Annotated in this window: 21 protein-coding genes; 11 read left to right on the forward strand and 10 right to left on the reverse strand. The window is 29.3% G+C overall.

What is annotated here, in order from left to right; all coding sequences use genetic code 11:
- Positions 1 to 33: 33 nt before the first annotated feature.
- The 3 genes from rnr (at position 34) to AQ1685_RS00015 (ending at position 3,198) form a co-directional block, all read left to right on the forward strand.
- Entirely contained in the window at positions 34 to 2,232 is a 2,199-nt protein-coding gene (rnr, locus tag AQ1685_RS00005; protein WP_095074966.1) for a ribonuclease R, read from the forward strand.
- 70 nt (positions 2,233 to 2,302) lie between these two features.
- Positions 2,303 to 2,980, forward strand: coding sequence for a head GIN domain-containing protein (locus tag AQ1685_RS00010; RefSeq protein WP_095068689.1), 678 nt, complete (start codon positions 2,303 to 2,305; stop codon positions 2,978 to 2,980).
- 35 nt (positions 2,981 to 3,015) lie between these two features.
- On the forward strand, positions 3,016 to 3,198 hold the full coding sequence (locus tag AQ1685_RS00015) for a twin-arginine translocase TatA/TatE family subunit (RefSeq protein WP_095068690.1): 183 nt from the start codon (positions 3,016 to 3,018) through the stop codon (positions 3,196 to 3,198).
- Positions 3,199 to 3,243: 45 nt separating this feature from the next.
- Here the strand turns inward: AQ1685_RS00015 and AQ1685_RS00020 are convergent, their stop codons facing one another.
- The 4 genes from AQ1685_RS00020 to AQ1685_RS00035 all read right to left on the reverse strand — a co-directional run bounded on the left by AQ1685_RS00020 (position 3,244) and on the right by AQ1685_RS00035 (position 7,125).
- Positions 3,244 to 3,924 carry a LytR/AlgR family response regulator transcription factor gene (locus AQ1685_RS00020; RefSeq protein WP_095068691.1) on the reverse strand — a complete coding sequence of 227 codons (681 nt, stop codon included), beginning with the start codon at positions 3,922 to 3,924 and terminating at the stop codon, positions 3,244 to 3,246.
- Positions 3,921 to 4,958: a sensor histidine kinase gene (locus AQ1685_RS00025; RefSeq protein WP_095068692.1), complete on the reverse strand. Its 1,038-nt coding sequence runs from the start codon at positions 4,956 to 4,958 to the stop codon at positions 3,921 to 3,923. The genes AQ1685_RS00020 and AQ1685_RS00025 overlap by 4 nt, the downstream gene beginning before the upstream one ends.
- Positions 4,955 to 6,025 (reverse strand): serine hydrolase domain-containing protein, encoded by a 1,071-nt coding sequence (locus tag AQ1685_RS00030; protein ID WP_157730026.1) that lies wholly within the window; start codon positions 6,023 to 6,025, stop codon positions 4,955 to 4,957. Before AQ1685_RS00030 ends, AQ1685_RS00025 begins: the two co-directional genes overlap by 4 nt.
- Before the next feature lie 152 nt (positions 6,026 to 6,177).
- Positions 6,178 to 7,125: an SPFH domain-containing protein gene (locus AQ1685_RS00035; RefSeq protein WP_095068694.1), complete on the reverse strand. Its 948-nt coding sequence runs from the start codon at positions 7,123 to 7,125 to the stop codon at positions 6,178 to 6,180.
- A 117-nt stretch (positions 7,126 to 7,242) separates the two neighbouring features.
- On the opposite strand from AQ1685_RS00035, the gene AQ1685_RS00040 reads away from it, so the two are divergent.
- Positions 7,243 to 7,641 (forward strand): DoxX family protein, encoded by a 399-nt coding sequence (locus tag AQ1685_RS00040; RefSeq protein ID WP_095068695.1) that lies wholly within the window; start codon positions 7,243 to 7,245, stop codon positions 7,639 to 7,641.
- Positions 7,642 to 7,779: 138 nt separating this feature from the next.
- Here AQ1685_RS00040 and AQ1685_RS00045 read toward each other — a convergent pair whose 3' ends face one another.
- The 4 genes from AQ1685_RS00045 to AQ1685_RS00060 all read right to left on the reverse strand — a co-directional run bounded on the left by AQ1685_RS00045 (position 7,780) and on the right by AQ1685_RS00060 (position 14,450).
- A complete protein-coding gene (locus tag AQ1685_RS00045; protein ID WP_095074967.1) occupies positions 7,780 to 8,628 on the reverse strand; it encodes a class I SAM-dependent methyltransferase in 849 nt (282 codons plus the stop codon).
- A gap of 139 nt (positions 8,629 to 8,767) precedes the next feature.
- Positions 8,768 to 10,645, reverse strand: coding sequence for a tRNA uridine-5-carboxymethylaminomethyl(34) synthesis enzyme MnmG (mnmG, locus tag AQ1685_RS00050; RefSeq protein WP_095068696.1), 1,878 nt, complete (start codon positions 10,643 to 10,645; stop codon positions 8,768 to 8,770).
- Positions 10,646 to 10,706: 61 nt separating this feature from the next.
- Positions 10,707 to 11,120: an rRNA maturation RNase YbeY gene (gene ybeY / locus AQ1685_RS00055; protein WP_095068697.1), complete on the reverse strand. Its 414-nt coding sequence runs from the start codon at positions 11,118 to 11,120 to the stop codon at positions 10,707 to 10,709.
- Between the two features lie 3 nt (positions 11,121 to 11,123).
- Positions 11,124 to 14,450, reverse strand: coding sequence for a DUF4175 family protein (locus AQ1685_RS00060; RefSeq protein WP_095068698.1), 3,327 nt, complete (start codon positions 14,448 to 14,450; stop codon positions 11,124 to 11,126).
- Positions 14,451 to 14,677: 227 nt separating this feature from the next.
- Between AQ1685_RS00060 and AQ1685_RS00065 the strand changes: the two genes are divergently transcribed.
- The 5 genes from AQ1685_RS00065 to AQ1685_RS00085 all read left to right on the forward strand — a co-directional run bounded on the left by AQ1685_RS00065 (position 14,678) and on the right by AQ1685_RS00085 (position 19,915).
- The gene (locus AQ1685_RS00065; protein WP_095068699.1) at positions 14,678 to 15,517 is read left to right on the forward strand and encodes an alpha/beta hydrolase; all 840 of its coding nucleotides are present in this window, start codon (positions 14,678 to 14,680) and stop codon (positions 15,515 to 15,517) included.
- Positions 15,518 to 15,619: 102 nt separating this feature from the next.
- The gene (locus AQ1685_RS00070; RefSeq protein WP_095068700.1) at positions 15,620 to 16,453 is read left to right on the forward strand and encodes a transporter family protein; all 834 of its coding nucleotides are present in this window, start codon (positions 15,620 to 15,622) and stop codon (positions 16,451 to 16,453) included.
- A 109-nt stretch (positions 16,454 to 16,562) separates the two neighbouring features.
- Entirely contained in the window at positions 16,563 to 18,086 is a 1,524-nt protein-coding gene (gene gltX, locus AQ1685_RS00075; protein WP_095068701.1) for a glutamate--tRNA ligase, read from the forward strand.
- A 110-nt stretch (positions 18,087 to 18,196) separates the two neighbouring features.
- Positions 18,197 to 19,153 carry an MBL fold metallo-hydrolase gene (locus AQ1685_RS00080; RefSeq protein WP_095068702.1) on the forward strand — a complete coding sequence of 319 codons (957 nt, stop codon included), beginning with the start codon at positions 18,197 to 18,199 and terminating at the stop codon, positions 19,151 to 19,153.
- A 9-nt stretch (positions 19,154 to 19,162) separates the two neighbouring features.
- Positions 19,163 to 19,915, forward strand: a complete 753-nt coding sequence (locus AQ1685_RS00085; RefSeq protein WP_095068703.1) for a DUF481 domain-containing protein — start codon at positions 19,163 to 19,165, stop codon at positions 19,913 to 19,915.
- On the opposite strand, the gene AQ1685_RS00090 is transcribed toward AQ1685_RS00085, so the two are convergent.
- Together AQ1685_RS00090 and AQ1685_RS00095 are read right to left on the reverse strand one after the other, a co-directional pair.
- Positions 19,916 to 20,269, reverse strand: coding sequence for a hypothetical protein (locus AQ1685_RS00090; RefSeq protein ID WP_197697489.1), 354 nt, complete (start codon positions 20,267 to 20,269; stop codon positions 19,916 to 19,918).
- A gap of 10 nt (positions 20,270 to 20,279) precedes the next feature.
- Complete coding sequence (locus AQ1685_RS00095) at positions 20,280 to 20,879, reverse strand: hypothetical protein (RefSeq protein WP_157730027.1); 600 nt, start codon at positions 20,877 to 20,879, stop codon at positions 20,280 to 20,282.
- A gap of 313 nt (positions 20,880 to 21,192) precedes the next feature.
- On the opposite strand from AQ1685_RS00095, the gene AQ1685_RS00100 reads away from it, so the two are divergent.
- Together AQ1685_RS00100 and AQ1685_RS00105 are read left to right on the forward strand one after the other, a co-directional pair.
- Positions 21,193 to 22,464, forward strand: a complete 1,272-nt coding sequence (locus AQ1685_RS00100; RefSeq protein ID WP_157730028.1) for a hypothetical protein — start codon at positions 21,193 to 21,195, stop codon at positions 22,462 to 22,464.
- A gap of 21 nt (positions 22,465 to 22,485) precedes the next feature.
- Positions 22,486 to 26,019 carry a T9SS type A sorting domain-containing protein gene (locus tag AQ1685_RS00105; protein WP_095068706.1) on the forward strand — a complete coding sequence of 1,178 codons (3,534 nt, stop codon included), beginning with the start codon at positions 22,486 to 22,488 and terminating at the stop codon, positions 26,017 to 26,019.
- The last annotated feature ends 71 nt before the right edge of the window (positions 26,020 to 26,090 follow it).

Genomic DNA, 26,090 nt, shown 5'->3' on the forward strand with positions numbered 1-26,090 from the left:
TACTTTGGTTCTGTAAAAAATTTAATTAATTATATGCCTAAAAAGAAGAAAATTTACAAGAAGAAAGGTAAGGTGATAAAGGATTTAACGAGAAAGATTTTTAAAATCTTAAATGAAGATAGTAACAAGGCTTTTAATTACAAGCAGATTGCAAGCAAAATAGCTATAAGTGATACAGACGGAAGAAATCAAATTATAAAGAAACTTCACGAACTGGCTGCTACAGATAAAATTGTAGAAGTAGAAAAAGGAAAGTATAAAATTAATGCAGATCGTAAGTATCATATTGGTACGATGGATCTTACAAGTAATGGTAACGGTTATTTTATTTGTGACGATTTTGAAGACGATATTTTTGTTCCTTCAGTAAATATTAATAAAGCTTTACAAGACGATATTGTTAGGGTTTATGTGTATAACAAAAGAAAAACATCTAAACTAGAAGCTGATGTTGTTGAAATCATTGAAAGAGCTCGACAAGAGTTTGTGGGAACCTTACAAATGAGCAAAAACTTTGGTTTTGTTTTACCAGATAATTCTAAAATGTATGCAGATATATTTGTATCCAAAGGAAAGCTAAATGGTGCCGATAATGGCGATAAAGTAGTTGCTAAAATTACAGATTGGCCAGAAAATTCTAAAAATCCCTTTGGAAAAATTACCCAAATCTTAGGAAAGCCTGGAGATCATGATACTGAAATTCATTCGATATTATTAGAATACGGATTACCTTATGAGTTCCCAAAAGAGGTAGAAGAAGATGCAGAAAAGTTACCTGTAGCTATTACAAATGAGGAAGTTGCTAAACGTAGAGATATGAGAAACTATCTTACGTTTACAATAGATCCGAAAGACGCAAAAGATTTTGATGATGCTTTATCGTTTACAGTTCTAGAAAACGGTAATTATGAAATTGGAATTCATATTGCTGATGTTTCTCATTATGTACAACCAAAAACAATTTTAGATGACGAAGCTTACGATAGAGCAACATCTGTATATTTAGTTGATCGTGTGGTACCTATGTTACCAGAAATGTTATCTAACGGAGTTTGTTCTTTACGTCCGAATGAAGAAAAACTGACTTTTTCAGCTGTATTTGAGATGAATGAAAAAGCGCAGATTATAAATCAGTGGTTCGGAAGAACAGTTATTTATTCTGATAAACGTTTTGCCTATGAAGAAGCTCAAGCTATTATAGAAAGTAAAACGAATGTGGTTCCTGTTGAGGTTTCATTATCAGGTTCAGCATATACTGTAGATGAGAATATTTCTAATGCTATTTTAAAATTAGATGAATTAGCTAAGAAAATGCGTAGTAAGCGAATGAAATCTGGAGCAATATCTTTTGATAAAGTAGAAGTAAAATTCCACTTAGATGAAAATGCGAATCCGGTTGGTGTATTCTTTAAAGAAGGAAAAGATGCTAATAAATTAATTGAAGAATTTATGTTATTAGCTAACAGAAAAGTAGCAGAATTTATAGGGAAAGCTAAAGGTGGCAAACCAAGTAATGATACATTCATTTATCGTGTTCACGACGAGCCAGATGTTGAAAAGTTAGCTTCTTTACAAAATATTGTATCTAAATTCGGATATAAAATTGATACGCAAACAAGAGAAACAACTTCTCAATCTTTAAATAAACTTTTAAAAGAAGTTCAAGGAAAAGGAGAAGCTAATATGGTGGAAACTTTAGCAATACGTTCAATGAGTAAAGCGGTTTATACAACACAAAATATTGGACATTACGGTTTAGCTTTCGAATATTATAGTCATTTTACTTCACCAATCCGAAGATATCCAGATGTAATGACACACAGATTATTACAACATTATTTAGATGGAGGTACTTCACCAAAAGTAGAAGGTTATGAAGAACGTTGTAAACATTCTTCAAAAATGGAAGAACTCGCAGCCAAAGCAGAACGTGAATCTATTAAGTATATGCAAGTGAAGTATATGCAAGATCATAAAGATGTCGAGTTCGAAGGTGTTGTTTCTGGTGTTACAGAATGGGGAATTTATGTTGAAATTATAGCTAATAAATGCGAAGGAATGGTTCGTATTAGAGATATAAAAGATGATTATTACATTTTTGATGAAAAACAGTATGCGGTTGTAGGTCAGGCAACTCAAGCTGTAATTCAATTAGGAGATGAAGTTGTAGTTAAAGTGAAACATACAGATCTTGAAAGAAAACATTTAGATTTTGACCTAATATCGCATTAAACTTTAACTTTTTCAAAATACTAATCATACAAATTTTTAGTTTAATTTGTAGTTATATAATCACCTAATAATGAAACAAATATTATTTTTTAAGCTTTGTTTTCTTTCTATTTTTACTTTTGCTCAAACCACAATTACGAAGCAACTTAAAGATTTTGAGATTCTTAAAGTGTACAATGGTATCGATATAGAATTAATTAAATCTGATAAACAAGAAGTACATGTTACAGGAGAGAAAGCAGAAAAAGTTAAAATCAAGCAACAAGGAAATAAATTAAAAATTTTACTTCGTTTTCCAGAAACAACTGCAGATGGAAAAGTAAAAGCCAAATTATATTTTAATAAAGATATTAGCGTTATTGATGCAAATGAAGGAGTTACATTAACATGCAAGGAAATTAATCAGAATCATGTTGAAATTAAAGCTCAAGAAGGAGCATTTATGAATTTAGTTGTTAATATTAAACATTTAACTGTAAAGAGTTCTTCTGGTGGAGTTGTAAAACTTTCAGGAGAAGCAAAAAATCAGACAGTAAAACTAGACTTAGGAGCAACTTATCATGGTTACAATTTAAAAGTTAGCAATGTTTGTACTGTAACTGCCGGCTCTGGTGCAAAAGCTGAAGTACATTCAGGAGAAACTTTAAATGCTAAAGTAAGCTTTGGTGGAACAATACTTTATCAAGGAAAGCCAGAAGTTATAGAAGAAAAGAAAGTAATTGGTGGAACTATTGAAAGAAGTAACTAAAGTTTTTTATATCTTTGCAATATAAATTTTGGATGATGAATACATTAACAACTTTTTTAGCAATTCCAGGAGGAGCATCTATAGCATTAATAGTAGTTGTAGTACTATTATTATTTGGAGGAAAGAAAATTCCTGAATTAATGAGAGGATTAGGTTCTGGAATCAAGGAATTTAAAGATGCTACTAAAGAAGAAGACGATAGAATCGAAGAGAAATAATTTTAACAAATTATATATATAAAGCTCACAATTTTGTGGGCTTTTTTATTGCATTAAACTTTGTAGTACTTCTTTTTTTAGTCGAACACTTATAGGTATTTTACAATTACGTATTACAATTAAATTACCATTAATTTCTTCAACTTTATTTTTTGATACGATATAAGATTTATGTGTTTGTATAAACTTGTTTTTAGGCAATTGTTCATACATTTGTTTTAAAGTAATATGTGTAATAATTGTTTCTCTTTCTGTAATTACTTTCACATAATTCTGCATAGATTCTACAAATAGAATATCACTAGTTGCAACTCTTTTTATTGCATTAGATGTCTTAATAAAAATCGTATTGTTATCACCTTCTTTGACTAACAAACGTTCAGCTTTATTAACAGCCTGTAAAAATCTGTTGAAAGGAATCGGTTTTACTAAATAATCTATAACTTCAAAATCATAGCTTTCTAATGCATGTTCAGAATATGCACTGGTAATTACTACAAGTGGTGAGTTTTTAAGTGTCTTTAACCATTCTAATCCTGTTAATAATGGCATGTTAATATCTAAGAAAATTAAGTCAATTTCATACGATTGTAAATATTCATTAGCTATAATTGCATTTTTACACAAAGCAATAACTTTTACCATAGGAATTTGATCACAGTACTCTTTAATTCCTTCTCTGGCTAATGGCTCATCATCAACAATTAAACAATTTATTTTTCTCAATTTAAATGCATTATAAGTTCAACTTCATGTGTATTTTCTGTAGATTTAATATTTAAATCATATTTATCTTTATAGAGTAAATTTAATCTCTTTCTTACATTTTTTAAGCCTATTCCCCCACTCTTTCCCTGATGATGAAAAGAATCCTTAGAGTTATTAACAATTAGTTTTAAAAGATGATTTCTTTCTACAATTGAGATTGATATAATATTATTTTTTGCTTCATTATGATTGCTAATATGTTTAAAAGCATTTTCTATAAATGGAATTAATAACAAAGGCATAATTAAATTATCTTCTTTTTCAATATCTATATTTAAATTTAAAACGATATCCTCTCCTTTTCTTATTCTTTCTATACTAATGTATTCTTCTATGTAATTTATCTCTTTATATAGCTCTATTTTGTTTGTATTACTCTCATAAAGTTGATAACGTAATAAATTAGAAAACTTAAGTAATGTGCTTTTAGCATTGGCGTTATTTTTTCCAATTAAATGATAAATACTATTAATTCCATTGAATAAAAAATGTGGATTTAATTGAGCTTTTAGGTATTTTAATTCAGCATTATGATTCTCTATTAGTAATTCTTGTTTTACTCTCTCAGATTTGATGTATTCTTGTTGAAAACGGTAATAAAACCCAACTATAAAATATATGAAATGAAATATTGAATTATGATAAAACCATATTATTCCAGCTGCAATTGGTTCAAAACTATACACACGATACTTTACTGCTAAAGCAACATCTAAATAAGTTTCCACATAAGTTATTAAAAAGAATAGTGCTATAGAAAATCCCCAAAACATTGCTTTTTTGTTTTTCACATAATACTTAGGAACCAACCAAAACACTTGAATATAAAATAATAAAGCATTAAAAAACATACCATACAGGTATGCTTTTTTTAATAATCCTTCTTCTTTTCCAAATCCATTCCAACTTAAATTACCAGAAGTTATATATAGATAACTTAATAACCAGAAAGTTAAGTGTAAAAGGATTATAAAGATTCTCTTTTTTATCATTTCATTAGTTTCTTAAATAAAGAAAAGCATAAATTATCTAAACTCGAAGATTTACCATGAAAAGCTGAAATATTCGATAATATCAAAACTGCCTTTTTAGTTTCTTTATGAAATACTAAACAAGATCTATATCCACCAGTTCCTCCATTATGCCAGTAAAACTTTTTATTTTTACTCTCTATAATTTGCCAGCCTAAACCAATTTTAGCTACTTTATTTACAGTAAATGTTTCTTTTAATGGTAATGTATACATTGGATCATTTTCGAAGTTTTTACGGATGAATTTTTCCATATCTTCAGTTGTAGATTTTATTCCACCTGCTCCAACCAAAGCATCTGTAAAATCCCAATTACTTGCAAAACTACCATCAGGATTTAGACCTTTTACCAATTTAGTTTTATCTTTTACATTAGTTGAAGTACTATTCATTTGTAAAGGATTAAGAATAGTTTCATTTAGTAATTGATGATAAGTTTTCTTTGCTTTTTTGGTTAATATATATCCTAATAATCCCATTCCTAAATTAGAATACACACTCTTTTCACCAGCTTTAAATCCATAGTCAATTTTCCCACTCAAATACTTTTCTAAATCATCATTTGTATATTCTTTGTATGGATTTGCTGGATTTTTTTTCATTTGTTTATACATATTAGAAGGTAAAACTGGAAATCCAGAGCTATGATTTGATAAATGCTGTAAAGTAATACTATCGCCTTTATCAATAGTAAAATCAAAGTTACTTTGTAATGTTTCATTTAAAGTAGTTTTACCATGTTGTATTGAACTAGATAATAGTATATTGGTAAATACTTTTGTAATAGATCCTATTTCAAAAATACTTTCTTTATTATCAATACTATTTACAGTGTCATCTTGTTTTTTAATACCTATGAACTCAGAATTATCTTTATCTATAATTAACACAGATAACTCTGTATTTGTAGGAAACTGTTTTATAAAAGTTTCAATATCTGAAGTATAATCTTTGCTATTCTTTTGAGCTTTAAGATTAAAAAAGCTTATTAAACCTAAGATAATACAAGTGTTTTTAAAGTATTTCATTTCCATTATTTTATTATATGATAACAAAGAAATAAAGGATTTACATACCTAACTATTTTGTTTGATGAACGTATATATTTACTTGATAAACGTAAAAAAGCCAGTAGTTTTACTACTGGCTTTTAATTTATTTAGTATTTATTGATGTATCATTAATCTTCAGAACCATCTTTTTTCTTGTTTTTAGCTCTTTTCATAGCTTCACCAATTTGGTTACTTGCTGTAAAAGATGCAACCATGTTATTTAACATGTCACTACCTGCCTGTGGTGAGTTTGGTAATAAGATTAAATTACTATTAGTCTCCTCTCCTATCGATTGTAATGTATCGTAATGTTGCGTTACAACGATTAATGCAGAAGCTTCTTGACTGTTAATACCTACTTTATTTAAAACTTCTACAGACTCTTCTAAACCACGTGCAATCTCTCTTCTTTGGTCAGCAATACCTTGACCTTGTAATCTTTTACTTTCTGCCTCTGCTTTTGCTTTCTCAACAATTAAAATACGTTGTGCATCTCCTTCATATTGAGCAGCAATTTTTTCTCTTTCAGAAGCATTAATTCTATTCATTGCAGCTTTTACTTGAGCATCAGGATCAATATCTGTTACTAACGTTTTAATAATGTCATATCCATACTCCATCATTGCATCATTTAATTCAGATTTTACTGCAATTGCAATATCATCTTTCTTAACAAATACATCATCTAACTTCATTTTAGGAACTTCAGCACGAACAACATCAAATACATAACTTGTAATTTGATCGTGTGGATAATCTAACTTATAGAAAGCATCGTAAACTTTATCTTTTATTACTTTGTATTGAACAGAAACCTTTAAACGTACAAATACATCATCTAAAGTTTTTGTTTCTACAATTACATCTAATTGTTGAATTTTTAAGCTTAATTTACCGGCAATACGATCTACTAACGGTATTTTTAAATGTAAACCAGACTGTCGGATACTGTGAAACTTACCAAATCGTTCAATTATAGCAGCAGTTTGTTGTTTTACTATAAAGAATGCAGATATCAATAATATTATAGATAAAAATATTATGATTGGTAATAATGGATTAATAAACAATAACATAGTTAAATTTTTTTAAGTTGATTTATTTATAAATATAGCTATTTAAGTTACTTATATGACGCAATTTTTTTTAATTGTTACAATATGTAGTAATTTTATCCTAAACAAACTTATTTTATGGAACTTATTCAGAAACATATAACAGAAATTTTATTGCTTTTATTTCTTATTGTTACTTTTTTACAATCGGGTATAGATAAGGTTACAGATTGGAAAGGAAATTCGTCTTTTATCAAAGAACACTTTAAAAATTCACCCTTAAAAAATTCAGTACCTATTTTATTAGCAATTATCTTAATTATGGAGCTTTTAGCAGGTGCTTTAATGTTCGTTGGAATTTTTCACTTATCAACAACAGGTGCAAAAGAAATAGCTTTAATTGGAGCAGTACTTTCTGCATTAAGTTTAATTTTTCTTTTAGTCGGACAAAGATTAGCAAAAGATTACGCAGGTGCTATGACGTTAGCAGTTTACTTTATAATTGCAATTTTTGGAGTGTATTTACTAAGTAAGTAAAACTTATAATAAAAAAAATAAATATAATTTTTAATTATAGTAAACGCTTTAAATAATAAGATTTAAAGCGTTTTTATTTTTTACTAATATGATTTTATAGATTATATACAAAGTTTGTTTAAAACTATATTTAAATAATTATTTCTTGTTTTTTAAGATGTAGATATGAGATGAATATTCTTTTGTTGATATACCCTTTATATTAGAACATAATCCAACAAAAAAAGCATTTAAAAAGTTATTTCTTCCTCTTTTATATTTTTCAGATAACATAGAAACATAGAATGAATCAAATAACATTGGTTTTATATCTACAACTTCCATTTTGAATTTATCAAAGATTCTTGAGATGCTATTTTTTGAAAAATGCCAAATATGTCTTGGAACATCATAAGCAGCCCAAAAAGATTTATAATAAGTAGCATCATAACTTTTATAATTAGGTACAGCAATAATTAAAGTTCCATTCTTTGTTAACATGTTTTTAATTTTGTTAATAGTTTCATCTAAATTCGTTACATGTTCTAAAACATGCCACATTGTTATTACATCAAATTTCTGTTCACGTAATTCATCAATTGAATTTAATATAACTAAGTTTTTAGTTCGTCCTATATCTCTTGCTTTAGAATTTGGTTCAATACCTACAACTTCCCAATTTTTGTTTTTACATTCTTTTATGAAATCTCCAGTACCACATCCTATGTCTAATATTGACTTATTTTTATTACCATAATTATTTATCAGTTTTATTTTTTTTGATATCGTATACTTTCTTACGCTTTGATAAATCTTATTAATTATTCCTTCACTACTGTCTGTATGTGAAATGTATTCTTCACTCTCGTAATAAGAACTTAAATTATTTGGTACTGGGCTTGTAATTAACAAATCGTATTCTTCGTTTCTTAATAATTTAAATTTTTCTTTACTTACTGAATGATCTTTACAATCTATATAAAGGGAAGTATTTTTATTGTAGTTCAAGTTATTTTTTATTTTAAGTTCCACGTGAAACTTTTCGTTTTAAAAAGGTAAATTTAAAAAATGTTCCACAAGGAACATTCGCTTTTTTGATTTAAATTTTAGAGAATAAAAAAAAACGTTCCACATGGAACGTTTTAAATTATCTACCCATATAAACTAATAATACGGAGACATCACTTGGAGAAACTCCACTAATTCGACTTGCTTGTGAAATACTAGTTGGTTTTATTTTTAGAAGTTTTTCTCTTGCTTCGTATGATAATGATTTTACTTTAGTGTAATCAAAACTTGAAGGGATTGGAACGTTTTCTAATCTGTTTAATTTATCAGCGTTGCTCTTCTCTTTTTCGATATAACCAGAATACTTTAAATGAATTTCAACTTGTTCAATGATTTCTTTATCTATTGAGTTTTCTTCTATGAAATTATTTAATTTCTCTATAGATAAAAAGTCATTGAAATTAAGTTGAGGTCTGGCTGCTATTTTATATAGTTTCATAGATTGATTTATAGCTGCTAGATTTTTCTTCTCAAGTATAGGATTTATATCTTCTTTTGTTACACTTAGCTTTTTTAAGAATTCTATAGTTTCTTCTGTTTTCTTTTCTTTGTTAGTAACTCTTTCTAATCTTTCTTCTGAAGCTAAACCAAGTTTGAAAGATTTTTTAGTTAATCTTAAATCAGCATTATCTTGACGAAGTAGAGTTCTATATTCAGCACGAGAAGTAAACATTCTATACGGTTCTTCAGTTCCTTTTGTGATCAAATCATCAATTAAAACTCCTATGTATGCTTCACTCCTTTTTAAAATAAAAGGTGCTTTATTTTGTGTTTTTAAGGCTGCATTTACACCTGCCATTAATCCTTGTGCAGCTGCTTCTTCATATCCAGTAGTACCATTAATTTGTCCTGCAAAAAATAAGTTTTCAATAAGTTTTGTTTCAAGTGAATGTGTTAATTGTGTTGGTGGAAAATAGTCGTATTCTATTGCGTATCCATATCTGAAAAATTTCACATTTTCAAATCCAGGAATAGAACGTATTGCTTTATCCTGAATGTCTTCTGGTAAAGATGTAGAGAATCCATTTACATATATTTCCACAGTATTCCATCCTTCTGGTTCTACAAAAACTTGATGTCTTTCCTTATCAGCAAAACGATTTATTTTATCTTCTACAGACGGGCAATATCTAGGTCCGGTTGATTTAATTCTTCCATTAAACATTGGAGATCTATCAAACCCTTCTCTAAGTAAATCATGAGTTGTTTGATTTGTATAAGTTAAATAACAAGATCTCTGTTCTTTCAAAACAGATGTAATTGGTAAATAAGAGAACTTTTCAGGATTATCATCACCAGGTTGTTCGGTCATTTTAGAATAGTCTAAAGAACGTCCATCTACTCTTGGTGGTGTTCCTGTTTTCATTCTTCCAGATTCAAAACCTTTAGCTACTAAGTCTTCTGTTATTCCGGTTGAAGCTCCTTCTCCTGCTCTACCACCACCAAATGTTTTTTCTCCAATATGAATTAAACCATTCAAAAATGTACCTGCTGTTACAATAACAGTTTTGGCTTTTATTTCTAAACCAAGATTTGTTTTTACTCCAATTATTTTGTTTTCATCGAAGATTAAACCATTCACAGAATCCTGATAAAAGTCTAAATTTTCAGTTTGTTCAAGCATATTTCTCCAACATTCCGCAAACTGCATTCTGTCAGACTGAGCTCTTGGGCTCCACATTGCAGGTCCTTTGGATTTGTTAAGCATTTTAAATTGTATAGCAGTTTTATCTGTAACAATTCCGCTATAACCCCCTAACGCATCAATCTCTCTAACTATTTGTCCTTTTGCTATTCCACCCATAGCAGGATTACAGCTCATTTGAGCAATGTTTTGTAAATTCATCGTAATTAGAAGAGTGTGTGCTCCCATGTTTGCACTTGCCGCTGCAGCTTCACTACCAGCATGTCCTCCTCCTACTACAATAACATCGTATGTTGTTGTGAATAAACTCATCTTTATATATTCTGTATTGGATATTCTTTAAAATAAAAAAGTCCGTTCCACGTGGAACGGACTACAAATTTAAGACTTTTAAACAAGTATTTTCTTTGTCTCTCATGATTTGTTTTTCACTATCTGTTTTATCTTTAAAACCCATATAGTGAAGTATTCCATGAATAATGACTCGGTGTAATTCTTCTTGAAAGGAAACTTTAAAATTAGAAGCATTTTCTTTTACTCTTTCTATAGAAATAAATATATCTCCACTTACAAGTTTACCTAAAGAATAATCGAAACTAATAATATCTGTAAATGTATCATGTTGTAGAAATTCTACGTTTATTTTATGTAAATAAGTATCATCACAAAAGATGTAATTTACCTCTCCTAATTCGTGATTTTCTTTTTCTATACATTTAATAATCCATTCAGATGTTCTCTTTTCATCCGTAAGTTCAAAGTCGGTTTCGTAGTTAAAAGCTATCATTTTTTATTTTTTAGAAGTGTTCTTGTTGTTGAAATATTCTTGAACTTTCTTCTTGTAATTTTGCTGTAAAGGTAACGATTGTCTGTTTAAAATTTCAGTCTGATTATAATATTGCTTTTTAAATTCAAGCTCTTTAATTCTATTTCTGTTGTACTGAATTAAATTAGTGTTTGACTTTCTTTTCTTTTCTCTACCTTGTTCGAAAGTGGCTTTATCTAGCTTTAAAAGTTGATAATTTAAACGTTGCATTCTTTGTAATGTACCTTGATTAAATCCTTTTTCTAGAAGTTCATTTTCTAGTTGCTCCATTTCTTTCAAAGCTTTCTTTCCTTGTCCATTTCCATCTTTACCTTCTTTTATCGCATCTTGCAATTGTTGTCTTAATTTGCTTTGCTGTTTGTATATTTCATATAGTTCACCATTTAAATCATCACTGTCACTTGGCTCACCTTCTCCTTTTTGTTTTCCGTTTTTTTGTCCTTTCCCATCCTTAGGTTCACCATTTTCACCTTCTTTTGGTTTTCCGTTTTTCCCGTCTTTTTTCATTCCTTCTTTCATTTTCTTCATTAAATCCTCTTGCTTTTGAATGATATCAGGAAGACTAAAAGAACTACCCTTCTTTCCTTTTCCACTACCGCTTCCAGGATTAGGATTTTGCATAGCGTCTAAAGTATTACTTAACATATTTGCAAGTTCGTTCGCAGACGTCATTACATATCTCTGATTCGAAATTCCATTTCTAAATCGTGTATCAGCAAAATTTTCAAGTGACTGATCTAAATTATAATGAGCATCGGCTAAATGATCTTGAATTTTAGAACTAATTTCAGGTACACGAAGTGATAAAACAAATAAGCTATCATCAATATGTTCAAAGTATGTTTTTAATTGATTTTGTTTCTTTAGGTTCTTTCCAAAATTAGGATGACCAGAGTTTATTTTAGAAAAATCATTCATTAAAGTTTCCTGATCGAAAGAAAATGTAACTAAATTTTCTAATATGCTTCTAAGGTCTTCCATGTTTTCTTCAGCCATTTCACTACTCATCATTTGCATAGATTGTTGCATTTTCTGACTCATTTCTTTCATTTTTTGAGCAGCTTTCTTTTGATTTTCCTTTGCTTTTTGACTTTGATTATTCTTTTGATTTTCCTCTGCTTTATTTAACTGTTCTTGCGCCTCTTTCTTTAAATTTTCAACAGAAGGAATATTCATTGGTCTTTTTAATTTTTCGTTTTCCTTTTTTAAATCATCCAATTCCTTTTTTTGTTGCTCAAATTCTTCCTTTAATTTCTTTTGCTCTTCTTCTGTGTTTTCTTTGTTACTTAATTCCTGTTGTTTTTTAGCCAACTCATCCAGTTTTTCAGCAATTTTATTCATTTTTTGTTCTACATAATATTGCTTCGCTAATTCTAAAACTCTTTCCAAACTTTTTTCCTGTTGTTTGTTTTGTTGAGCAAGCTGTTTTGATTTTTTTATTAAGTCTTCTTTATTTAGCTTTTCAGCCATTTTCTTTAGTTGATCTAATAGCTTTTTTTGTTTCTGTGCCTTTTTAAGTTCTTCTATTCTTTTTTGTAGGTTTTCTTTTTTCTTTTGCAAACTTTCGTTTTTTTCTTCCTTTTCAGTAAAGTTTTCCTGAAGTTTTTTTGTTTGGCGTTGCATCATGTTTTGATACTGTTCTTGACGCTTAATTATGTTTTCAATTTTTTTCTGATCATTCCAGTTCATATTCTTCTTATTTTGAAGATCAAACTGAACTTTTTCTAACTCTTGCTTACTATCTTGTTGTTTTTGTAGAGAATTTTGAATGTTTTCTAAATAATTTTGTTGCTCATTCAGTAATTCATTATCCAATTCTTCTGTTGTTTTCTTTCTATATGAAAACTTTTTACTCATTGCCTTTTTGTTTCCCTGTATAGCATCATTATCAAAGACCCTAAAGAATAATTCATAATCTATACCTTCTACTAATTTCAAATCATTAGGAAACTTAGCGAAAAAGCTTTGAACGTTTTCTTTAGAAATTTTTATTTCTTTAGAATTTTTGTTTTCAGGATTATCAATATCATAGTAAACCATTTCTAGTTTTTTGAATCCATAATCATCAGAAATTTCTCCAGCAAAATAAACTGGTCCTCTTGAAACACTATCTATATTAGATTTAACTTCAATTGTAGGAAATTCATCAGTAATAGTATTTATAGAAAAATTTAATCTCTCATAATTTTTAAGCTTACTGTTAGAAGTACTAATTAAATAATTAGTGTCTTCTAAAATTCTCTTTTGATAAGAAAATTCATCCTTTTTTTCTGTTTTAAAAAGTTTAGTTTTATTATTTGTAGTGTAATTAACGCTATCTGTATCAGAAGTTAAAACTTTCCAAGTTATAAATGTTCCTTGTGGAACAGTGATGTTTGTTGCATTAGAAAGTTGTTCATTTTTTTTACCAATATACCTCGGATAATTGATTTGCATACTGATGTTTTTTATTGAAGGAGTCCTAATAATATTTACTTGATAATTAGTAGACTTAATGTTATTGGCTTCAATAAAAAATTGAATGTTTTGATTTACGGATTCAAAGGTGTAAGAAAAAAGTCCAGAACCATTATTGTCTAAGTAGTAAGATTCATTATTGAAGTTAATTTTAGCCTCTTCTGGAATAACTTGTCCTTTAGTTTGGACATAAACTGTTAATGGATCACCTTTAATCACTTCTAAGTTTTTTGAAGTAAGTTCGAATAAAAAAGGAGCGGGTGGATTGTAAGCTATACTATGATTCACTACCCTATTTAAACTGTCATTAAGTTTATCTCCAATACCAGTAATAAAAGTAAGTAACCATAAAACTACAGGTATTACCAAATATTTCAAATATTTTACGTTTACAGAGAAATTTATAGCATTTGAAAAAGGAATAGGTTGCAATTCATTTGCTTTTTGGTCAATACTTGCTAAAAGTAATTCTGATGAATTTGCTTCATTTTTAAGCTGAAGAAAATTAAGTAATTTGTCTTTTACTTCAGGAAAATGATTACCGATAACTCGAGAAGCCTCCTCTTGAGTAATTCCCTTTTTCAATCCGAAAAGCTTGAAAATAGGAAAACAAATAAAACGAATGAGTAAGAAAAGCTCTACGGCTATAAATAACCAAAATAAAAGCGTCCTTGCGTTAGGTTTTAACCAGAAAAAATACTCTATAAATAGTGTAAATAAAAGATATAAAAGTCCTAATGTTAAAAACAATATACTTCCTTTTATTAACTCATTTGTATAAAATTTTCTACTAAACTGCTGAAGTTTTTGCTCAATCTGATTGAAATTACTCATAAAACTAATATTAACACATAAAAGTAATCAAATTTCGTGTTCAAAAACAGTATTTAAAAAGTTAAAAAGATAATTTATGATCAGAATTTGTTAAATAAATTTTAAAAACTATCTTAAATGGATAGCTTTTTTCTCATCTACTAATCTCTGCCTTATCAATAGTACTATGTTAACCCTCTTTGGTTTAAAAACTAAGTATATTAGAGAAACAAATTATTTTAACGAATATGAAATTTTATAAACTAATCTTATTACTTACAGTTTTTACTTTTTTTGTTAGTTGTTCAGATGAAGAAAATGAAGTTATAGAAGTAATCGCTGCTCAATCAAAATTAAATGTTTCTTATGGTTCCGATGCAAGGCAAGTATTTGACATCTATTTACCAGAAGGTAGAAGTTTAGAAACTAAGGTAATTATTTTACTCCACGGTGGTAGTTGGGTTTCTGGATCAAAAGAAGATGTGAATTTTATAAAAGATGTTATCACAGGTGAGCTTAAAGATTATGCCATAGTTAATATGAATTACAGATTAGCTAAGCAAGGAGTATCTCCATTTCCAACACAAACAGACGATATAACCTCTGTAGTTAATCATTTAAAATCTAATAGAAGTAAATATCAAATATCAAATGAATTAGCTTTTGTTGGTGTGAGTGCTGGAGCTCATTTAGCAATGCTGTGGAGTTACAGTCTTGATACAGAAAACCAAGTTAATGCTGTAGCAAGTATTGTAGGACCAACAGATTTATCTAATAATAATTCATCAACGTTTTTAGGGCAAATTGTAGCTTCTTCTGGAATAAATCCAACAACAGAGTTTTTTGAAAAAAATAGTCCTCTTTTCCAAGTAACAGCCAGTGTACCACCAACAATACAATTTCATGCTGGTATGGATGAACTAGTTGATAGAAATCAGGGAATTAATCTAAGAGACAGATTAAATGAATTAGGTGTAGAAAATAAATATACATTATATCCATTAGCAACTCACGATTACAGCTCTGATAGTTTATTAATTTTAGATACTTGGTTACAAACAAGAGATTTTTTCTTAAAACATCACTAAGGTTTTTTGTAAAATATACAATGCTTAGAAAATTTAAATTTTCTAAGTATTTTTTGTAAGGAAAAGACTTATATTTAAACTAACAGTGAAAACATTTAAAACATGAAGAAACTAACCTATTTATTACTTATTTGCTTATCAATTAGTACTTATGCACAAAGTCCTTGGACTAAGAAAAAAGGAGAAACATATTTACAATTATCCTTTACTACAATTCCTACATATTCTGACATTTTTGGAAATCCAGACTTTCAAACAGAAAGAGAAATTAATGATAACACACTTCAATTATATGCTGAATATGGAATTTCAGATAAGACAACAATCATAGCTAATTTACCTTTTAAGTTTGTAGCTACAAATGATTTAGTAAACCCAACTCCTTTCCCTGTAACTGCTGAAGGTTCAGAAAGTACTTTAGGAAATATACAATTCGGAGTTAGACATAACTTCTATAATAAAAAATGGTTAATTTCTGGTCAGTTAATGGTAGAAGCAAATAGCGGAAGTTTCGATGCAGCTACAGGTTTAAGAACTGGTTATGATGCGTGGACATTTACTCCTGTTATTTCAGCTGGTAGAGGTTTTGATAAATGGTATATTCAAGCTTTTACAGGTGTAGATATCAGAACAAACGATTACAGTTCAGCATTTAAATTAGGAGGAGAAGCAGGATATAAAGTGAGTTCTTGGCTATGGTTAGCAGGATTTTTAGATGGTGTTGCTTCATTTCAAAATGGAGAAGTTGTACAACCATTATCTAATTTAGCAACAAGTTTATATGTAAACGATCAAAGCTATGCGGCTTTTGGTTTTAAAGTTATTGGAGAAATCAACGAAGATTTTGGTGCTAATTTTGGTTTTGGTGGAGCTTTAAGCGGACGAAGAGTAGCTAAATCACCAGCTCTATCGTTCGGTTTATATTACAAATTATAATAAAAAATCACATAAATAATTTAAAGAGAGTTTCAAAAGAAACTCTCTTTTTTTGTCTTTTTTGCTTTGTCTTTTAAAACTATCTTTGCCACGTTAAAAAATTAAAAAAATGTCTGACAACGTTCGCGTGCGTTTCGCACCAAGTCCAACAGGACCATTACATATGGGTGGCGTAAGAACCGCATTATTCAATTATTTATTTGCAAAAAAACATAACGGAACATTCGTTTTACGTATTGAAGATACTGATCAAACACGTTATGTAGCTAATGCAGAACAGTATATTGTAGATGCCTTAGAATGGTGTGAAATTCCTTTTGATGAAGGCCCGGGAAAAAATGAAAAATTTGGTCCATACAGACAATCTGAACGTAAAGATTTATACAAAAAATATGCTGATGAATTATTAGCAAATGGTTGGGCATATTATGCTTTTGATACTGCAGATCAATTAGATGGACATCGTAAAGATCATGAAGCAAATGGTAAAACATTTATTTACAATTGGCATAATCGTGAAAAAGGAAGATTGGTGAACTCTTTAGTACTTTCTGAAGAAGAAGTTCAGCAAAAAATAGCAGCAGGAGAAAAATATGTAGTACGTTTTAAAACACCTCAAGACGAAACTTTAATTTTACAAGATGAAGTTAGGGGAACAATTAAAATTGATACGAATACATTAGATGATAAGATTTTATTTAAATCTGATGGTATGCCAACTTATCATTTAGCAAATATTGTTGATGACCATTTAATGGAGATTTCTCATGTAATTCGTGGTGAAGAATGGTTGCCTTCTCTCCCACTACACTCATTATTGTACACAGCATTTAGTTGGGAATCACCAAAATTTGCGCATTTACCTTTAATTTTAAAACCTGTTGGTAAAGGAAAATTAGGTAAGCGAGACGGAGATAAATTAGGCTTTCCTGTATTTCCTCTAGAGTATACGAATGAAGAAACTGGAAATGTTACACGTGGATATAGAGAAGATGGATATTTTTCTGATGCTTTCGTAAATATGTTGGCTTTATTAGGTTGGAATCCTGGAACTGAGCAAGAATTATTTTCATTAGAGGCTTTAATTCAAGCTTTCGATCTAGCTAGAGTAAGTAAATCTGGAGCGAAATTCAGTCCCGATAAAACAAAGTGGTTTAATCAACAATATTTACAACAAAAAACTGATAATGAGTTAGTTGATTTGTTTTTACCAATACTTGATAATCAAGGAGTTACTACTGATAAAGATTTTGTAGAAAAGGTTGTTTCTTTAATTAAAGAACGTGCAGTTTTTGTACAAGATTTTTGGGATTTATCGAGTTTCTTTTTTCAAGATCCTACAGAATATGATCCAAAAGCTGCTAAAAAACAGTGGAAAGAAACTACTGGAGCTTTAATGACAGAATTAATTTCTGTAATTGAAGGAATTGAAGATTTTACCATTGAAAATGCACAAACTGAAATTAAAGGTTGGATCACTTCAAAAGAAATAGGTTTTGGTAAAGTAATGCAACCACTACGATTGAGTTTAGTTGGTAAGTTAGCTGGGCCAGATTTATTTGAAATCATGACTATGGTTGGTAAGGAAACAACTATTAAAAGAATACAAAATGCGATAGCTAATTTAGGATAGCTTATCACAAATAATTACTTAAAAGCGTTATTATAGTACTTAATAGCGCTTTTTTCTTTTCTTAGCAGTACTTTTTTGTTTCTTTGCAATGAATAAGAGAAAAAGAAAATATGTTTACAGCTACAGTAAAAAGTACTATAGAAGAAGACATTTCTATTTTAGTACAAAAAGACAATCATTCTTGGAATTATTTATGCGATTGTGGTGAAGCAAGTTTATTAACAGTTAAAGAAATACAAAATATTAAAGCTGTTTTTATCAGTCACACACATATAGATCATTTTATCAATTTTGATACTATAATTAGGCATCAGATTGGTACTGAGTTACATGTAGTTATTTTAGGCCCAAAAGGTATTGCAACCCAAGTACAATCGAAGTTACAAGGTTACACGTGGAACCTTATTAATCAAAACTCAATTACGTATGAAGTAAGAGAATTGATATCAGCGAATTACTACATTGTTTATGAATTAAAACCACCAATTTGGGAGCTAAAAAAAGTAAAAGAAGTCACAAATAAGCAGATTTATGATGACAAAGATTTTTCTGTTTCATGCGTGCTATTAGATCATAAAATTCCTACAGTAGCTTATAAATTTCAAGAAAAAGAAAAAATTAAAATCAATATTAAGAAAAGTGATTTTAAACCTGGAAAATGGGTAAAAGAATTAAAAGAAGCTTTTGAAAATAATGACAAAGAAAAAGAAATTATCATAGCAGAGAAAAGTTATACTGCTGAGGCTCTTTTTTATTTATTGGAAGTACAATTAGGAGATAGTTTAGGAATTATTATGGACCATGCTCCTAGTGAAAAAAATCATCAAAAAATTCAAGAACATTTTAAAGATTGTGAAACTGTTTATATAGAATCTTTTTACTTGAATGAAGATAAAGAATTGGCAATCAAAAACTTTCATAGTTATGCAGCAAAGTCAGGAGAAATAGTTAAAAAAGCTGGAATTAAAAATCCTATTCCAGTACATTTTTCAAGAAAATATAAAGCAGTGCAAATAGAACAACTTCAGCAAGAGTTTTTTACAGCTTTTACATCAACAACAGTTTAGCAAAAACAAATGAAGAAACGTATTTTAATTTTAATACTAGTATTCCCTTTTACTGTATTCTCTCAAGTCATAAATGTAGAAAACCTAAGAAGAGTAACAGATACTGTTGGTTGGTCTGGATTTGCTCGATTAGATTTACATTTGATAAAAAATAGAAATACAATTTTTGGTTTTTCTAATAGAATACGTGTGCAATACAGAACAAATAAGCATTTGTGGTTGTTCGTTAATGATTTAGACTTTAGAGAAGCGAATTCTAATAAGCTTGTAAGCAAAAATTCTCAACATTTAAGGTACAACTATAGATTTAGCGAAAAAACAGCTCTAGAAGCATTTTTACAGTCTCAGGAGAACGAAATAGCTGCAATTCGATTCAGAGGTCTAGTAGGAGTCGGTTTACGCTTTAAATTGTCTAAATCGGAGAAATACAAGCTTTATTTTGGAAACGCGGTTATGTATGAAAACGAAAAGGTGATTGAATCTGATCAAAAGATAACCAACAGAGACTGGAGAAGTAGCTCATATTTTTCTATGAGTTTATTTCCAACAAATACTATTTCGATTGCAAGTACTACATACTTTCAACCGAGATTTGATTTATTTTCTGACTTTAGAATATCTAGTCAAACAACGATGTCATTTAGAGTCGTTAAAAATTTAAGATTTGCCACGACACTTACATATCAATATGACGAATTTCCGGTTTTAGGTATTCCAAAAGAACAGTATCGTTTAACAAACGGACTGATGTATAGTTTTTGATTATCTTACCATACCTGGAAAAGAATTCACAGGTTTTATTTTTAAATCGGCAAAATTTTCAGAAATAAATACACGTAAATCTTCACCATGTTCAACAATTTGCCATTCACCACAATCATTAGCAAAATTTTCTACAAATTTTACCTTTAAATCAGGAAAAGAATTCACAATTTTTACTTTAATATCTGCTTGAGAGGCATATTCAACTAATCGTATTTTACCATACAATTTTTTACCATCAAACCTACAAATGTCTGATTGTATTTTTGGATTCAATGTTTCTCTGTTCTTTATTTTTGATAAAGAAAAAAGTAAAGAAAAACACAAACAAATAATTAAAGTAAATCCTTTCATTACTAATATGTTAATGTTGATTAAAATAACAAGCACCACCAACAGCAGAAGTTGCTCTTCCTGAAAATAAATTTCCTAAATCAAAAGAATAAATTAAACTACCTGTAATTTGGATATGAGATCGCATACTTTCAAATGATTCTAAAGAATGTTTATAATACAATTGGGTATTTATTCCGAAAGAATTTGAAATCCAATAGGTAAGTCCGGCTCCAATATTAAACGTAGGTGTCATTTTTCGTTCAGAATCTACCAAACTTCCACCGGCAAAAACATAAGGAACAAAATCTTCTGATAAATTATAAAAATTGTAGCGAACAGATCCGTCCAAAGAAAAGTATTTGACTGAATTATCAATAAATCCTACGCCAAAAGAATTAAAAGACATGGCTCCATCTAACGATAAGTTATTTCCTAAAGGCATTGTTAGATTTAATCTAGGAATTTGTATCATGTTTTTATCACCAATAAAGGCAGCATCTTCATCAGAAAATTTAACAATTGCAGAACCAATTCCAATTTGCCATTTTTTATCTCTTTTATTAGAATCTCCTTGAGCAAAAATATTGGCAATAAAAAGTACTGTTACGACGAAAAAAAGTTTTCTCATAATCATAATTTGGGGATAAGTAATAGAATACTAAACTACTAAAATTTTATTTAGTAAAGCATTTTTGACTTTTTAAATATTTAGTATTGAGTTTATTGGTGTTATAATAACTTCATAAAGTATGTATTATTTCAATTGCTATAAAATTTTAAAAACACAGTTTTAAAGTCAAAGTAAATCGAAGAAAACAAAAATTCTTCATTTTTAATAAAATAAAGTGCGTGTCCCGCTTTTGTCCTACCCTACTTTTCTTGTTCAGGAAAGTATTTCGATACGTTTGTTTGAAAATATTAAAACAACAACTAAGTTAATTATGAAAACTACAAAACAATTATTGGTATTCTCTTTATCACTGTTCAGTCTTTTAATTACTAATAAAGTAAATGCACAGAAAGACAAAGAATTTAGAAATATTAAAGTAAGAGATATCTTTGCAAGAGGACATTTATATTTTTATGCCTTAGAAGGAAACAAAAAATCTGGAACAGCATATGTACAAGCAAGAGACAAATCGAATTATACTAACATTGCTATGCAAATTCGTAGCCAGTATAGAGGTCAAATTAGAAACGCTATAAGAATTGGTGCTGAAGGAAATACTACTGTTCAGCAGAATCTTACTATCGCTCAAGCTTTAGATATCAAAGGAAATACTTTTATGAAAAACGGATTGTATTTTTCTGCACAGGAAGGATTTGGACAATCTGGAACTGCTTTTTTAGAAGCAAAAGATAATTCTGGAAATTCAAGTATAGGATTGCAATTACGTGCACAAAATAATGGAGTTTCTATTGATGCATTCAAGATAAATCCTGATGGAAATATCGGTATTGGAATAGTAGATCCTCAGGCAAAGTTAGATGTTTTAGGAAATGTAAAAATTTCAGGAAATACAACATTAACTAATGATGCAAATTTAGAAGTATCAGGAGATTTAACCATTTCAGGAAGCACAAATTTAACTGAAGAAGTGAATTTAGAAAAGGGAATCAAAGTAAAGGGAAATATATCTTCTTTAGGAGCATTAGATATTCAGAATGAAATTAATTTTTCGAATGTATTAAACTCACAACAAGTACTTGTAAATAAAGGTGTTGATTTTAGATTATCTAATATTGAAAGCTCTCATTTTTCAGTGAAAAATGCTTTTGGTAGTGATGCTTTATATGTAAAAACAGATGGTAAAGTAGGTTTTGGAGCTATAAATCCGAATAACATTACGGAACAAGTACATGTGGCAGGAAGAATAAAAGCTACTGGTTTTATAGCAGACGCTTCTTCTTTTCCTGATTATGTATTTGCAAAAGATTACAAATTAATGCCTTTAAAAGAGGTGAAAAATTACACAGATGAAAATCATCATCTTCCAGGAATGCCTTCTGAAAAAGAGGTAGTTAATAATGGATTAAATGTTAAAAAAGTAGTAACCATTTCTGTTGAAAAAATTGAAGAATTGTACTTACACACCATTAATCAAGAAGAAAAAATAAAACAACAAGAAGACAGATTGAAAATGATGCAAAAAGTAATTTTTCAATTACAGGAAAAATTACAGCAGCTAGAAGAAAAAGTCAATCAAAATTAAAGCTAATCTTTATAAAATATCATGAAAACAAAACTTTTAATTATAAGTTTTAGCATTATTTACGGATACTTTTTTAATCAAATTAATGCACAAACTGTTGCTTCAAAAGTAACATCAGTATTAGATTTTAGTTTTGAGTCTTTGCAAGTGCCCAATCTTAAAGGTAGTCAAACCACAAAGGCACTCGTTACAATATCTCCTGATGGGAAAGATAATTCTTTTTTAACAAGATCAGTATCAGGGATAGAAATTGTAGAGAATCAAAATACAAGCGAAATAAAAAAGAATCAGTTATGGTGGGTTGTTCAAGATTTTAAACATGAAGCTTTTGCCTTAGTAAGTGTAGAAAACGGTGCTGATTGGATATACATACAAGAAAAAGAGGGTGATTTATCAATAGGTTTAATTACTAATAATATCTTAGAAAATGAATATATAGATGATAATTACTTCTTTGAATTTGTAATGCCATACAATACTCAGGAAGAGAAACATTATATAATTCAAAGTGCTGCTAAAGCTGATAATTATTTAAAGGCTACGGATGAAAATATTAGTTTAGAAAACTTACAAACAGAAGATACTACATCTTTTACTTTTGAATTTAACACTTTTAACTCTTTTGAAAATCAGTATATAGCTATGCCTACTTATAGCTCTGATGCACATACTATTGAGAGTATAACAGTTGCTGGTTCTGAGAATAGATTTACAAGAATTACGGCAGATGATTTTCTAGCTCCTATTGAAGATAATACAGCCATTATTGGTTCAGGTAATATAACAACTTTGATAGAAGGTGGTTTAGAGGATATGTTTCAAGTAGTTTTTAATGGTAAAGCTGCAGCTAAATTAGGTTTGTTAGATTATAATGTGAGTATTTACAGTAAAGAAGCATTACAATCATCAGGGTCAAGATTACTTACTTCTGGAATTGAAAAAAGAGACAACGGTATTATTTATATTTTTAATAAAGGAAAAGAAGTCGCTACAGAATTTATACCTGATTTACCAATATATTTTGGACATGAAAGTGGAATGTTATTGGCAAAACAAGGAGATAAAAAATACGTGTTAGATGGTGTTCCTACTCCTGTTTTATTGAATAATGATAATGGAAACTTTAATAGGTTTTTAGCAATAGTTAGAAGAGGTAGTATTGATATTTCATATAAACCACAAGCAATTTTAGTGAGTGGTACTGATTTTGGAACAGTAAATACTCCAAGCGAACATACTACAGATCCTCAATTCTCTTTTGCTCCTTCAGGAAGACCAACAAATACTTTCGATTGGAGACAAGAATACTATTTGATGGCTTATGATGCTGCAGGAATACGTACTGCTGTAAATGTAAAAAGTCCTTTTTATTCCAATGAACTTAATTTAAGACCTATTTCTTCTAAATTCTCTGTAGATGGTACTTATCAAGGTGGAGAAGATTTTAGTTCTATTGATGGATGGGAATTTGTTCAAATGGATTTTGGATATGACAAATTAGGAAATCAAAAAAGTGAACTTCGAGGAGAACCGTATTTTGTGTTGTATAACCGTTTCACAGGAAAATTACGTGTATTCTTATATGTTTATAATGGAACCATTGCTAATTTTTTAAAAGTATCTATATCAGATAAACGAACAGCTACGTATTCTGGTCAATATCATCAACCAAGATTATGGGCAAGTTATTTACAAGGAAAAGCCTTAGATAATCCGTTTTTAGGAGCTCCAGAATATAGTAAATACATTGAGTTAAGCGGAACAAATAAAGGGAAGTTTTACTATGTAGATTTTACGTTTAATTACGATCCGTGTACCTGTTTCTTTGAATCGAATTTACAAATTAAAGTAGATAAAGTAACCCGTGGAACAATGGAAATTGTGGGAAAAACTCTGGGCGGAAATATTCCTGCTGGAGCCGATGGTTATGATGCATGGATGGATAAATCAGATACTTTTTTAACTGGGGTTTTAGATGCGCCTTTTGGAGAGCAAAGTCAAAGTTTAGGAGATATTAGTTTAACCAGTTTAAACCAATGGAATAATACACCTTGGAGTAATGAAACTGAATTTACGATACCGGGTAGAAAAGTACAAGATTGGGAACGTGAAGCTTTACGTTTACAATATGAAGGAACAAAATTAATGTCTGCCGGTGATTATACTTCAGCCGCAGGAAAACTTGTAAAGGCAGCAGGAAAAGTTTTTCCTGATCCTTTTTCAGGTCCTCTTGAAGTACTCGGAGAAAGTTTAGACGCATTAGGAACAGCTGTAAAAGGAGGAGGAAGAGGAATGACCGCTAATGCTGTAAAATTACGTTTAGATAATTTAGAGGATGAACCCGATAAAGTAATTCCATTACAGTTTCCAGATCCACAGCCTAGTTTGGTATTTGCAGAATTGGCTGCTAAAGGGTCGCTTACCATTGAATCTAATATTTTTAAAGATGTTGTAATTACAACTCCAGGTTCGGAAAATACTGAATTTGCTCCAATTGAAGTTGGAAATGGTACTAAAGGAGCATTTCCGTATTATAACGAACCTTTAGGTGTTTTTAACTTAGTATATACTCCTAAAGCAGCCATAAGTATTGTAAAAAATGAGCAGAATAGATTTGGGGCTCATATCCGTTTAAAAGAAAAACCATATGTAACAACGAATATGGATAAAGTACAAGGAACAGAATATGGTTTTTTTATGGCAAATTATGTAGTTACAACCTATAACAAAGAGGGATATTCTATGAACTCTGTACGAACAAAACCTTTTTTAATTTCAAATAGTACTAATACAGATAATACTATTCCTACAACTTTAGATATCACTGATTTACTTGATGAAGATACCTTAGAAGAAAATATAGGTACTGAAATCATTTCAGCAAATAACTTTAAAAATTGGATTTCTGTGACTTTGGAAATTGATTATATGGGGCTTTCTGGTGTTAGTGAAAGTGGACAACAAAATGGAGAAATGATAAGACAATCGTACGATGCTATTACTGAATTTTCTTATGATGAAGTAAGTGTTAATACTTCAGATTTAAATCAAACTGCAGAAGAAAAATCAAATGAAAACTTTGCTGTTTCTTATCCTGGAATTGATAATCCTATCTGGGGAGAAAACTATATTATTACTAGAAAAACAGATGGTTTTGAAAGTAAAATGGGAGATTTTTGTAGAAACTCTGTCCCTTTTGTAAATAAAGCTAAACGTAGTTCTGTAATACATAAGAGAACTCAAATAGCAACTGTAGTAAAGAAAGAAGAAGGTATTATCAACAATTTAGAAGAATTTACGGTTTCAGCATATCCAAATCCAAGTAACAGTGTTTTTAATATCAACTACAAAACCTTAGCAAAAGGAGAAATTTTATTTTCTGTAACAGATTTAAATGGACGTATTATTTTATCTCATAAAGATATGGCTACAAATGTAGGAGAGCCAAAAGAAGCTCGTATCGATTTACAAAATTTAGAAGGCATTTATATGTTAAATATTCAGTTTGAAAATGGTAAAAATCACACAATCAAACTAGTTAAAAAGAACTATTAATTTTTAATTGTTCCACAACTTCCCTATTGAATTAATTTCTTTAGGGAAGTTTGTATTTACGGTAGTTTATG

It is taken from the genome of Tenacibaculum jejuense, assembly GCF_900198195.1.
Classification (GTDB): domain Bacteria; phylum Bacteroidota; class Bacteroidia; order Flavobacteriales; family Flavobacteriaceae; genus Polaribacter; species Polaribacter jejuensis.